At 68.6% G+C, this 13,149-nt stretch carries 7 protein-coding genes; all 7 read left to right on the top strand.

Annotated elements, in window-relative coordinates:
* The first annotated feature begins 437 nt into the window (after positions 1 to 437).
* The 7 genes from ACFOW4_RS10015 (at position 438) to fusA (ending at position 12,983) form a co-directional block, all read left to right on the top strand.
* Complete coding sequence (locus ACFOW4_RS10015; protein WP_377526475.1) at positions 438 to 3,869, top strand: DNA-directed RNA polymerase subunit beta; 3,432 nt, start codon at positions 438 to 440, stop codon at positions 3,867 to 3,869.
* Between the two features lie 80 nt (positions 3,870 to 3,949).
* Positions 3,950 to 7,840: a DNA-directed RNA polymerase subunit beta' gene (locus ACFOW4_RS10010; protein ID WP_377526473.1), complete on the top strand. Its 3,891-nt coding sequence runs from the start codon at positions 3,950 to 3,952 to the stop codon at positions 7,838 to 7,840.
* Between the two features lie 94 nt (positions 7,841 to 7,934).
* Positions 7,935 to 8,303, top strand: a complete 369-nt coding sequence (locus ACFOW4_RS10005; RefSeq protein ID WP_377526472.1) for a hypothetical protein — start codon at positions 7,935 to 7,937, stop codon at positions 8,301 to 8,303.
* Positions 8,304 to 9,090: 787 nt separating this feature from the next.
* Entirely contained in the window at positions 9,091 to 9,471 is a 381-nt protein-coding gene (locus ACFOW4_RS10000) for a hypothetical protein (protein ID WP_377526569.1), read from the top strand.
* Positions 9,472 to 9,963: 492 nt separating this feature from the next.
* Positions 9,964 to 10,338: a 30S ribosomal protein S12 gene (gene rpsL, locus ACFOW4_RS09995; protein ID WP_007465318.1), complete on the top strand. Its 375-nt coding sequence runs from the start codon at positions 9,964 to 9,966 to the stop codon at positions 10,336 to 10,338.
* Position 10,339: 1 nt separating this feature from the next.
* Complete coding sequence (rpsG, locus tag ACFOW4_RS09990; RefSeq protein WP_076466673.1) at positions 10,340 to 10,810, top strand: 30S ribosomal protein S7; 471 nt, start codon at positions 10,340 to 10,342, stop codon at positions 10,808 to 10,810.
* A 76-nt stretch (positions 10,811 to 10,886) separates the two neighbouring features.
* The gene (gene fusA, locus ACFOW4_RS09985) at positions 10,887 to 12,983 is read left to right on the top strand and encodes an elongation factor G (RefSeq protein ID WP_377526470.1); all 2,097 of its coding nucleotides are present in this window, start codon (positions 10,887 to 10,889) and stop codon (positions 12,981 to 12,983) included.
* Positions 12,984 to 13,149 lie beyond the last annotated feature (166 nt).

Genomic DNA, 13,149 nt, shown 5'->3' with positions numbered 1-13,149 from the left:
CGGCGGTCGTCCGGTGACCGGGTGGAGCGTCGCGGTCGCCCTTCGGGAGGAAAGACGGCCCGACCCGGATCCCGGCCCTTGACGCGGCACCGGCCAGCCAGGCACGCTGACACCAGCAAGACACCGCGCTTGCGACGGCCATGACGTGGGTAATGCAGCGGCGGCACCATCGGCCGCGGCAACCCGAGCGGCCCGACAGGAAAGTTGCGTTCCGAGCGGCCCGGTAGACCCCGGTTTTCAGCGGGTCCCAGGCGCGTTCCGCGACAACCTGCGGGGTGGGCTGGACAGCGGTTAGCCTCTCGGCTACACTGCTAGTTTGCGCTGCCTTCCGACTTGACCCCTGCTCGGAAATGTCCGTTTGCGGATATTTCTGGTGGGGTCATTGGAGTGCACGCGTACCAGCCGTTCTGCAGCACCGGTCCTCGGAAGGACGCATCTTGGCAGCTTCCCGCCCTGCGAAGACCAGTCGTACGTCGAGCGCATTCGCTCCCCGCCGAGTTTCATTCGGCAGGATCACCGAACACCTCGAGGTCCCCAACCTCCTCGCCATTCAGAACGAGTCCTTCGACTGGCTCGTCGGCAACGAGGCTTGGCAGGGCCGGTCGGCGGACGACCCGCACGCACGCTCGGGTCTCGCGGAGATTCTCGAAGAGATCAGTCCCATTGAGGACTTCTCCGGCACCATGTCGCTCTCCTTCTCGGCTCCGCGCTTCGACGAGGTCAAGGCCTCGATCGAGGAGTGCAAGGAGAAGGACCTGACCTACTGCGCCCCGCTCTTCGTGACCGCGGAGTTCACCAACAACACCACTGGCGAGATCAAGAGCCAGACGGTGTTCATGGGTGACTTCCCGATGATGACGCCCAAGGGCACCTTCGTCATCAACGGCACCGAGCGCGTCGTGGTCAGCCAACTCGTCCGGTCCCCGGGCGTGTACTTCGACAAGCAGCCGGACAAGACCTCCGACCGCGACCTCTCCAGCGTCAAGGTCATCCCGAGTCGGGGTGCCTGGCTGGAGTTCGACATCGACAAGCGCGACACGGTCGGCGTACGCATCGACCGTAAGCGTCGGCAGGCCGTCACGGTCCTGCTCAAGGCCATCGGATGGTCGGCCGAGCGGATCCGTGAGCGGTTCGGCTGGTCCGAGCTCATGATGACCACGCTCGAGAAGGACCACATCGCCGGCCAGGACGAGGCCCTGCTCGACATCTACCGCAAGCTCCGCCCTGGCGAGCCGCCGACGCGCGAGAACGCCCAGACCCTGCTCGACAACCTCTTCTTCAACCCGAAGCGGTACGACGTCGCCAAGGTCGGGCGCTACAAGTTCAACAAGAAGCTCGAAGTCGACGTGCCGATCACCACCGGCACGCTGACCGAGGACGACATCGTCGCCACCGTGGAGTACCTCTGCCGGCTGCACGCCGGTGAGGAGGGCTACGAGGCCGACGACATCGACCACTTCGGCAACCGGCGCCTGCGCACCGTGGGTGAGCTGATCCAGAACCAGGTCCGGGTCGGCCTGTCCCGGATGGAGCGGGTCGTCCGCGAGCGGATGACCACGCAGGACGTCGAGGCGATCACCCCGCAGACCCTGATCAACATCCGCCCGGTGGTGGCGGCGATCAAGGAGTTCTTCGGGACGTCGCAGCTGTCCCAGTTCATGGACCAGACCAACCCGCTGGCGGGCCTGACCCACCGGCGCCGGCTGAGCGCGCTCGGCCCGGGTGGTCTGTCCCGGGAGCGGGCCGGCTTCGAGGTCCGCGACGTGCACCCGTCCCACTACGGCCGGATGTGCCCGATCGAGACGCCGGAAGGCCCGAACATCGGCCTGATCGGCGCGCTGTCCACCTTCGCCCGCGTCAACCCGTTCGGCTTCATCGAGACGCCGTACCGCAAGGTCGTCGATGGTCGGGTCACCGACCAGATCGACTACCTGACCGCGGACGAGGAGGACCGGTTCGTCAAGGCCCAGGCCAACGCGCCGCTGAAGGCTGACGGCACGTTCGCCGAGGACCGGGTCCTGTGTCGTCGTAAGGGTGGCGAGACCGAGGACGTGGTCCCCGCCGCCGTCGACTACATGGACGTGTCGCCGCGGCAGATGGTCTCGGTCGCGACCGCCATGATCCCGTTCCTCGAGCACGACGACGCCAACCGGGCACTGATGGGCGCGAACATGCAGCGCCAGGCGGTGCCGCTGGTCAAGGCCGAGGCGCCGCTGGTCGGTACGGGCATGGAGTACCGGGCCGCCGTCGACGCCGGTGACGTGGTGGTCGCCGAGGCCGGTGGTGTCATCGAGGACCTCTGCGCCGACTACATCACCATCCACCAGGACGACGGTCACCGCCGGACGTACCTGCTGCACAAGTTCCGTCGCTCCAACGCCGGCTCCTGCGTCAACCAGAAGCCGGTCGTCTTCGAGGGCGACCGCGTCGAGGCCGGTCAGGTCATCGCCGACGGTCCCTGCACGGACGAGGGCGAGATGGCGCTCGGGCGCAACCTGCTCGTGGCGTTCATGTGCTGGGAGGGCCACAACTACGAGGACGCGATCATCCTGTCGCAGCGCCTCGTGCAGCAGGATGTGCTCACCTCGATCCACATCGAGGAGCACGAGGTCGACGCCCGGGACACCAAGCTGGGTCCGGAGGAGATCACCCGCGACATCCCGAACGTCAGCGAGGAAATGCTCGCCGACCTCGACGAGCGCGGCATCATCCGGATCGGTGCCGAGGTCGTCCCCGGCGACATCCTGGTCGGCAAGGTCACGCCCAAGGGTGAGACCGAGCTGACCCCGGAGGAGCGGCTGCTTCGCGCGATCTTCGGTGAGAAGGCGCGTGAGGTCCGGGACACCTCGCTGAAGGTGCCGCACGGCGAGACCGGCACGGTCATCGGTGTGCGTACGTTCTCGCGCGAGGACGGCGACGAGCTGCCCCCGGGCGTCAACGAGCTGGTCCGGGTCTACGTGGCCCAGAAGCGGAAGATCCAGGACGGCGACAAGCTCGCCGGCCGGCACGGTAACAAGGGCGTCATCTCCAAGATCCTGCCGATCGAGGACATGCCGTTCCTGGAGGACGGCACCCCCGTCGACATCGTGCTCAACCCGCTGGGTGTGCCGAGCCGGATGAACATCGGTCAGGTGCTCGAGACCCACCTCGGCTGGGTCGCCAAGACCGGCTGGAAGGTCGAGGGCGACGACGCGGCCTGGAAGAAGCAGCTGCGGTCGATCGACGCGCACGAGTCCGAGGGGGACACGAACGTGGCCACCCCGGTCTTCGACGGTGCGCGCGAGGAGGAGATCGCCGGTCTGCTCTCGTCGACCCTGCCCAACCGGGACGGCAACCAGCTGATCGGTGCCAGCGGCAAGGCGCAGCTGTTCGACGGTCGCTCCGGCGAGCCGCTGCCGGACCCGATCGCGGTCGGCTACATCTACATCCTGAAGCTCAACCACCTGGTCGACGACAAGATCCACGCTCGGTCGACCGGCCCGTACTCGATGATCACGCAGCAGCCGCTGGGTGGTAAGGCGCAGTTCGGTGGTCAGCGCTTCGGTGAGATGGAGTGCTGGGCGATGCAGGCGTACGGCGCCGCGTACGCCCTGCAGGAGCTGCTCACGATCAAGTCCGACGATGTCCTGGGCCGCGTGAAGGTCTACGAGGCCATCGTCAAGGGCGAGAACATCCCGGAGCCGGGCATCCCGGAGTCGTTCAAGGTGCTGCTCAAGGAGCTGCAGTCGCTGTGCCTCAACGTCGAGGTGCTCTCCAGCGACGGCGTGGCCCTGGAGATGCGCGAGACCGACGACGAGGTGTTCCGGGCCGCGGAGGAGCTGGGCATCGACCTGTCCCGGCGCGAGCCGAGCTCGGTCGAAGAGGTCTGAGGTGGTGGTTCGGGGCAGGGTGACCCTGCCCCGAACCTCGCCGGTTAGCTAGCAGTACAGACGACGACATAGGGGACATAGTGCTCGACGTCAACTTCTTCGACGAGCTGCGCATTGGTCTCGCCACCGCCGACGACATCCGTCAGTGGTCGCACGGCGAGGTCAAGAAGCCTGAGACGATCAACTACCGCACCCTGAAGCCGGAGAAGGACGGGCTCTTCTGCGAGAAGATCTTCGGTCCGCAGCGGGACTGGGAGTGCTACTGCGGTAAGTACAAGCGCGTCCGGTTCAAGGGCATCATCTGCGAGCGCTGCGGCGTCGAGGTGACCCGTTCCAAGGTCCGTCGTGAGCGGATGGGGCACATCGAGCTCGCTGCTCCGGTGACCCACATCTGGTACTTCAAGGGCGTCCCGAGCCGGCTGGGTTACCTGCTGGACCTCGCCCCCAAGGACCTCGAGAAGATCATCTACTTCGCCTCGTACGTCGTGACGAGCGTTGACGCCGAGTCGCGTCACCGTGACCTCTCGACGATCGAGAACGAGATCCTGGCCGAGAAGCGGCAGTCCGAGAACAGCCGCGACTCGGAGATCGAGAAGCGGGCCGCCAAGCTCGAGGCCGACCTGGCCGAGCTGGAGGCCGAGGGTGCCAAGGCGGACGTCCGGCGCAAGGTCAAGGAGGGCGGAGAGCGCGAGATGCGCCAGATCCGCGACCGGGCCCAGCGCGAGATCGACCGCCTGGACGAGGTGCTGGACACCTTCCGCAAGCTGGAGCCGAAGCAGCTGGTCACCGACGAGCTGCTCTACCGCGAGCTGCGCGACCGGTTCGGTGAGTACTTCACCGGGTCCATGGGCGCCGAGGCGATCAAGGCGCTGGTCCAGAACATGGACCTCGACGCCGAGGCCGAGAGCCTGCGGGAGACCATCCGGTCCGGCAAGGGCCAGCGGAAGATCCGGGCGCTCAAGCGGCTCAAGGTCGTGGCGGCGTTCCTGAACACCCGCAACTCGCCGCTCGGCATGGTGCTGGACTGCGTCCCGGTCATCCCGCCGGACCTGCGCCCGATGGTGCAGCTCGACGGTGGTCGGTTCGCCACGTCGGACCTGAACGACCTGTACCGCCGCGTGATCAACCGGAACAACCGCCTCAAGCGACTGATCGACCTCGGCGCGCCCGAGATCATCGTCAACAACGAGAAGCGGATGCTCCAGGAGGCCGTCGACGCGCTGTTCGACAACGGCCGCCGCGGCCGGCCGGTCACCGGTCCGGGTAACCGCCCGCTCAAGTCGCTCTCCGACATGCTCAAGGGCAAGCAGGGCCGGTTCCGCCAGAACCTGCTGGGCAAGCGCGTCGACTACTCCGGCCGTTCGGTCATCGTGGTCGGCCCGAAGCTCAAGCTGCACCAGTGCGGTCTGCCCAAGCAGATGGCGCTGGAGCTGTTCAAGCCGTTCGTGATGAAGCGGCTGGTCGACCTCAACCACGCACAGAACATCAAGTCCGCCAAGCGGATGGTCGAGCGGCAGCGCCCGGTCGTGTGGGACGTGCTGGAAGAGGTCATCGGCGAGCACCCGGTGCTGCTGAACCGCGCGCCGACCCTGCACCGTCTGGGCATCCAGGCCTTCGAGCCGCAGCTGGTCGAGGGCAAGGCGATCCAGATCCACCCGCTGGTCTGCACCGCGTTCAACGCCGACTTCGACGGTGACCAGATGGCGGTGCACGTGCCGCTGTCCGCCGAGGCCCAGGCCGAGGCCCGGATCCTGATGCTGTCGTCGAACAACATCCTCAAGCCGGCCGACGGCAAGCCGGTCACCATGCCGACCCAGGACATGGTCATCGGCCTGTACCACCTCACCCACCTCACCGCCGGTGAGAAGGGCGAGGGCCGGGCGTTCAGCTCGGACGCCGAGGCGCGGATGGCCTTCGACAACGGCGAGCTGCACCTGCAGGCGCCGGTGAAGATCCGGCTGGCTGGCGTGGTCGGGGTCGACAACGGCGCCGGCGCCGAGGCGTGGACCGCTCCGGAGGGTTGGGTCGAGGGTGACCCGCTGACCGTGGAGACCACGCTCGGCCGGGTCCTGTTCAACGAGACGCTGCCGCAGGGCTACCGCTTCGTGAACTACGAGATCCGCAAGGGTCAGCTCTCCGCGATCGTGAACGACCTCGCCGAGCGCTTCCCCAAGGTGGCGCTGGCCGCCACCCTGGACGGGCTCAAGGAGGCCGGTTTCCACTGGGCCACCTGGTCCGGCGTCACCATCGGCATGGAGGACGTCATCGCTCCGCCGCGCAAGGCGGAGATCCTGGAGAAGTACGAGAAGGAAGCCGACCGGATCGACAAGCAGTACCAGCGTGGTCTGATGACCGCCGAGGAGCGTCGCGGCGAGCTCATCGAGATCTGGACCAAGGCGACCAACGAGGTCGCCAAGGAGATGGACACCGCGCTGCCGCAGGAGAACCCGCTGTGGAAGATGATCAACTCGGGTGCTCGCGGTAACCTGCTCCAGCTCCGGCAGATCGCGGCGATCCGTGGTCTGGTGGCCAACCCGAAGGGCGAGATCATCCCGCGGCCGATCAAGGCCAGCTACCGGGAGGGTCTGTCCGTGCTGGAGTACTTCATCTCCACGCACGGTGCCCGTAAGGGTCTCGCCGACACCGCGCTGCGTACCGCCGACTCGGGTTACCTGACCCGTCGTCTGGTGGACGTCTCGCAGGACGTGATCATCCGCGAGGAGGACTGCGGCACCGACCGGGCGATCCCGATGCAGATCGGCGAGCGCCTGGAGGACGGCAGGCTGGTCGTGCACGAGCACGCCGAGACCAGCGTGCACGCCCGTACCCTGGCCGACGACATCAAGGGGCCGGACGGCACCGTGGTCGCCGAGCGGGGTCAGGACATCAACTCCATCGGGGTCGACAAGATCGTCGCCGCCGGGGTCGAGACCGTCCGGGTGCGCAGCGTGCTGACCTGCGAGTCGAAGCTGGGCGTCTGCGGTGCCTGCTACGGGCGTTCGCTGCCGACCGGCAAGACCGTGGACGTCGGCGAGGCGGTCGGCATCATCGCCGCCCAGTCGATCGGTGAGCCGGGTACGCAGCTGACGATGCGTACCTTCCACACCGGTGGTGTCGCGGGTGAGGACATCACCCAGGGTCTGCCGCGTGTCCAGGAAATCTTCGAGGCCCGGGTTCCGAAGGGTAAGGCGCCCATCGCCGACACCCCCGGTCGGATCCGGATCGAGGACGGCGAGCGCTCGCGGAAGATCATCGTGGTGCCGGACGATGGCAGCGACGAGATCGTCTACGACAAGATCTCCAAGCGGGTCCGGCTGCGGACCCACGACGGTGGTCACGTCGAGGTCGGCGAGAAGCTCACCGAGGGCACCATCGACCCGCACGAGCTGCTGCGCATCCTCGGCCCGCGCGCGGTCCAGGTCCACCTGACCCAGGAGGTCCAGGAGGTCTACCGCTCGCAGGGTGTGCTCATCCACGACAAGCACATCGAGATCATCATTCGCCAGATGCTCAAGCGGGTGACGGTCATCGACTCCGGCTCGACCGAGTTCCTGCCGGGCGTGCTGGTCGACCGGGCGCTGTTCGAGTCGGAGAACCGCCGGCTCGTCTCGGAGGGCGGCGAGCCCGCCGCCGGTCGTCCGGTGCTGATGGGTATCACCAAGGCCTCGCTGGCCACGGACTCCTGGCTCTCGGCGGCCTCCTTCCAGGAGACCACCCGGGTGCTGACCGACGCGGCGATCAACTCGCGCAGCGACTCGCTGGTCGGCCTCAAGGAGAACGTGATCATCGGAAAGCTCATCCCGGCCGGTACCGGTATCAGCAAGTACCGCAACGTCCGGGTCGAGCCGACCGAGGAGGCGAAGGCCAAGGTCTACTCCATGACCGGCTACCCGGAGACCGACTACGGGTTCGGGCCGGCCGGCGGGCAGGCCGTGCCGCTGGACGACTTCGACTTCGGGTCGTACCGCTAAGCACCAATCGCACGACGAGGCCCCCGGCATCCGCCGGGGGCCTCGTCGTGTCCGGACCGGCGCGGCCGGGGACCGGGTTCGGCATGATGGAGGCATGACGACCGCACCCGGGCCGGTGTCCGTCGCGCAGCAGGCGCTGCGCCACCCGCTGGACCCCGATCCGGCCCGTGCCAGCAAGGCCCGGGCGGTCTTCGCGCTGGGTCTGCTCGGGGCGCTGACCGGCCTGTTCATCGGCGGCGTGGTGCCGGCCACGGTGGCGCTCCAGCTGGCCCGTCAGGCGCGCCGGGAGGCGTACGCCTCGGGAGGTTTTCTCACCGGCGGCGTGTGGCTGCGGCGGGGGGAGCGGCTGGCCTGGAGCGGCCTGGTGCTGGTCACGGTCAGCGTGGTGGCCGCGGTGGTGATCGGGTTGGTCCGGTTGGCCGGAGTGCCGTTCGGCCACGACTACCCCACGAACATGAACTGATCCCCGAAGTCGCCTCCGCGCCGGGCGCGGGCGGCGACACCCGCGGCGGTAGCCTGGCCGGTGTCCGCCGCCCTGGCGGTGGCGGCCCTGTCGACAGGAGGACCTCGTGACGGAACCGGCGCGGCCCCCGGCGGACGACCCGGCCGGGCAGCCGTCGGACCCGACCCCGGTCGGTCCGTCCGAGCCCAGCGGCTGGGAACGGCCCGCCCCCGGCACCGACACCGGGCCGAGCGCCTCGTCCCCCGACTGGGGTACGCCGCCCGCGGCCCCGCGCGGCTGGGGGGCGCCCCCGGCCGGTTGGGGTGCGCCACGACCGTCCGCGCCCGAGCCGGCGTCCCCTGCCGCACCCTCTCCCGGTTTGAACGCGGCCTTCCCGCCCGGGCAGCCGCCCGCGAGCCCCGGTGCGCCCGCCGCCTCGTCTCCCGGCTGGGGTGGGCCGACGTCCGGCCCCACCGGCGGGCCCGGTGGCCCGCCCGGCTGGGGTACGGCACCGCCCGCCCACGCCCCGGGCTGGGGATCGGCGCCAGGACACGCTCCCGCTTGGGGCTCGGCGCCAGGACACGCTCCCGCTTGGGGCTCGGCGCCAGGACACGCTCCCGCTTGGGGCCCGGCGCCGGGGCACGCTCCCGGTTGGGGTGCCGCTCCGGGGCACGCCCCGGGGTGGGGTCCGATGTCCGGGCCCGCCCCCGGTTGGGGTCAGATGTCGGGACCTGTCCCGGGTTGGGGTCTCTCAGGGGCTCCGCAGGTGCCGCCGCCCACCGACGAGCGCCGCCTGCCACCGAAGCGGGTGGAGACGGTACCGGGGACGCCCTTCGGCGTGGTGCACCTGGACGTGCCGCCGGTGACCTCGGGGCTGGCCGTCGGGGCGCTGCTGGCCGGGGTGGCGTCGATCCTGGTCTCGCTGCTGGTGATCTGCTTCGGGGTGGTCGGCGCCGACAGTGGCGGAGTCTGGGCGTCGGGGGCCTTCACCGCGCTCGGCGTGCTCGCCGGCGCCGGGGCGATCATCGCCGGCCTGCTCGGTCGGCGGCAGATCCGCCGGCCGGCCGCGCCGCCCGCGGTCCGGTTCACCGGCCAGGGGCTGGCGGTCGCCGGAATCAGTTGCGGCTCGACCGGGGTGCTGCTGAGCCTGCTCGGTCTGGGGCTCGCGCTGCTGATCTCCCTGACGTGAGGCCGGTCACCGCCGATCGGGCTCGGACGGTGGTCGCGTCGGTCACCCGGTGCCCGCCGGGTGCTCCCCGGGGGAAGCCGGTACACTTGTGCCTGTAGGTGCCCATCGCGGGCGACGGGGCAGGACGGGTGCGGTCGGCGAGCGCGACGTGATCGCCGGACCCTTCCGTTTTGACCTGGGCGGCTGTGGTAGGTACTCTTTCCCCTTGTGCCCGGGCCTGCCCGGGCAACTCGTGCGTGCGCTGGATCCGGATTGCGGGCGGCGGCACGACAAGCCAAAGATCCGGGGCGGGGCGACTCGCGTGCCGGTGACAGACCCGGTAGCGCGTGCAAGCGTCCGCACCGGGACCGTGAGCTGGGCGACACGCCCGACCGCGGGTGCCGGGACCTCCGCAAGGTGGCCCTGGTCGGAATGTAGGAGAGCCGTCCATCAGGTCGGCTAACGAGCAGACGGCGCGGTCGCGTGAGCGGCCGAAGGGAGCGGAGAAACCCGGTGCCCACCATCCAGCAGCTGGTCCGAAAGGGCCGCCAGGCCAAGACGACCAAGACCAAGACCCCGGCGCTGAAGGGCAGCCCTCAGCGGCGCGGTGTGTGCACCCGCGTGTACACCACCACCCCCAAGAAGCCGAACTCGGCGCTCCGCAAGGTCGCTCGTGTCAAGCTCAGCAGCCAGATCGAGGTGACCGCGTACATCCCGGGCGTCGGTCACAACCTGCAGGAGCACTCGATCGTGCTCGTCCGCGGCGGCCGGGTGAAGGACCTCCCCGGCGTGCGTTACAAGATCGTTCGCGGCTCGCTGGACACCCAGGGTGTCCGCAACCGCAAGCAGGCGCGCAGCCGTTACGGCGCGAAGAAGGAGAAGAGCTGACATGCCGCGTAAGGGACCCGCTCCGCGGCGGCCGCTGGTCGCTGACCCGGTGTACAACTCGCCGCTGGTCACCCAGCTGGTGAACAAGATCCTGCTGCGCGGCAAGCGTCAGCTCGCCGAGAGCATCGTGTACGCGGCCCTCGAGGGCTGCCGCGAGAAGTCCGGCACCGACCCGGTCGTCACCCTCAAGCGGGCGATGGACAACGTCAAGCCGACCCTCGAGGTGCGCAGCCGTCGCGTCGGTGGCGCCACCTACCAGGTTCCGGTCGAGGTCCGTCCCGCCCGGGCGACCACGCTGGGCCTGCGCTGGCTGGTCACCTACTCCCGCGCCCGGCGCGAGAAGACCATGGTCGAGCGGCTGATGAACGAGCTGCTGGACGCGAGCAACGGCCTCGGTGCCGCCGTCAAGCGGCGCGAGGACACGCACAAGATGGCCGAGTCCAACAAGGCCTTCGCGCACTACCGCTGGTAACACCCTGGGTTCCGGCGCCTTCGGGTGCCGGAACCCGCCACCAGTTGAGTCGAGACGACGATAAGTAGGGATTGAAGTGGCCGCCGCAGACGCGCTCGCCAACGTACGCAACATCGGCATCATGGCGCACATCGATGCCGGTAAGACCACGACCACCGAGCGGATCCTGTTCTACACCGGCATCACGTACAAGATCGGTGAGGTCCACGAGGGCGCTGCCGTCATGGACTGGATGGAGCAGGAGCAGGAGCGTGGTATCACCATCACCTCCGCTGCCACCAAGTGTGAGTGGAAGGGCCACACGATCCAGATCATCGACACGCCTGGCCACGTCGACTTCACGGTCGAGGTCGAGCGGTCGCTGCGTGTGCTGGACGGTGCGGTCGCGGTCTACGACGGTGTCGCCGGCGTGGAGCCGCAGACGGAGAACGTCTGGCGGCAGGCCGACAAGTACAACGTCCCTCGTATGTGCTTCGTCAACAAGCTCGACCGCACCGGTGCCGACTTCTTCCGCTGCGTGCAGATGATGATCGACCGGCTCAACGCCACCCCGCTGGTGCTCCAGATCCCGATCGGGCTCGAGGGCGACCACATCGGCGTCGTCGACCTGATCGGCATGCGCGCCCTCACCTGGCGCGGGGAGACCCAGAAGGGTGAGGACTACGCGATCGAGGAGATCCCGGCCGAGCTGGCCGACTCCGCGGCCGAGTGGCGCGAGAAGCTGATGGAGACCCTGGCCGACGTCGACGACTCGGTGATGGAGAAGTACCTGGAGGGCGAGGAGGTCTCCCCCGAGGAGATCAAGGCCGCCATCCGGCGTGCCACCATCGCCGGCAAGGCCAACCCGGTGCTGTGCGGCTCGGCGTTCAAGAACAAGGGCGTCCAGCCCATGCTCGACGCCGTGGTCGACTTCCTGCCGTCGCCGCTGGACGTCCCGGCGATCGAGGGTACGGCCACCGACGGCGAGACCCCGCTGCTGCGCAAGCCGTCCAAGTCGGAGCCCTTCTCCGGCCTGGCCTTCAAGATCCAGACCGACAAGCACCTCGGCAAGCTCACCTACGTCCGGGTCTACTCCGGCGTGGTCGAGACCGGCACCCAGGTGGTCAACTCCACCAAGGACCGCAAGGAGCGCATCGGCAAGATCTACCAGATGCACGCCAACAAGCGGGAAGAGCGCAGCTCGGCCCAGGCTGGCGACATCATCGCGGTGCAGGGTCTCAAGCAGACCACCACCGGTGACACGCTGTGCGACCCGGCGAACCCGGTCATCCTGGAGTCGATGACCTTCCCGGAGCCGGTCATCGAGGTCGCCATCGAGCCGAAGACCAAGGCCGACCAGGAGAAGCTCAGCACCGCCATCCAGCGGCTGGCCGAGGAGGACCCGACCTTCCGCGTCAAGCTGGACGAGGAGACCGGTCAGACGGTCATCGCCGGCATGGGCGAGCTGCACCTGGACATCCTGGTCGACCGGATGCGCCGCGAGTTCAACGTCGAGGCGAACATCGGTAAGCCGCAGGTGGCGTACCGCGAGACGATCCGCCGCAAGGTGGAGAAGATCGAGTACACCCACAAGAAGCAGACCGGTGGTTCCGGCCAGTACGCCCGCGTCATCGTGAGCGTCGAGCCGCTGCCGTTGGACAACGACTCGCCGACCTACGAGTTCGCCAACGCCGTCACCGGTGGCCGCATCCCGCGGGAGTTCATCCCGTCGGTGGACGCCGGTGCGCAGGACGCCATGCAGTACGGCATCCTGGCTGGCTTCCCGCTCGTCGGTGTCAAGCTGACGCTGCTGGACGGCCAGTACCACGAGGTCGACTCCTCGGAAATGGCGTTCAAGATCGCCGGCTCGATGGTGATGAAGGAGGCGGCCCGCAAGGCCGACCCCGCGCTCCTCGAGCCGATGATGGCCGTTGAAGTCACCACTCCTGAGGAGAACATGGGTGACGTCATCGGCGACCTCAACTCCCGTCGTGGCATCATCCAGGCGATGGAGGAGCGCAGCGGCGCCCGCATCGTCCGGGCCCTGGTGCCGCTGTCGGAGATGTTCGGCTACGTCGGCGACCTGCGGTCGAAGACCCAGGGCCGGGCTAGCTACAGCATGCAGTTCGACTCCTACGCCGAGGTTCCGCAGAGCGTGGCGAAGGAGATCATCGCCAAGGCGACGGGCGAGTAACGTCCCCTGAGCAGGTGATTCGTGGTTGGTCGCGGGAGGGTTGCCCCGCCCGCGGCCACCACGATCGGGTTGCGTGAGACCGGGCCTGTAGGCTTCATCGCCGCAGAACCCACAAAAGCTTCCCGGCCGTCAGGCCGGAAAGGCTGTCGACAGAGTCCTAAGCGCC

This window comes from Micromonospora sp. GCM10011542 (assembly GCF_042650685.1).
GTDB lineage: Bacteria > Actinomycetota > Actinomycetes > Mycobacteriales > Micromonosporaceae > Micromonospora.
The sequence above is the reverse complement of the archived record's forward strand: the minus strand, read 5'-3'. Positions and strand labels throughout refer to the sequence as shown.

What these genes read in the sequence shown, in the direction of transcription:
- rpsG (WP_076466673.1), top strand. Translation starts at nt 10,340, where the DNA reads ATGCCGCGTAAGGGACCCGCTCCGCGGCGGCCGCTGGTCGCTGACCCG.
- ACFOW4_RS10005 (WP_377526472.1), top strand. Translation starts at nt 7,935, where the DNA reads ATGACGACCGCACCCGGGCCGGTGTCCGTCGCGCAGCAGGCGCTGCGC.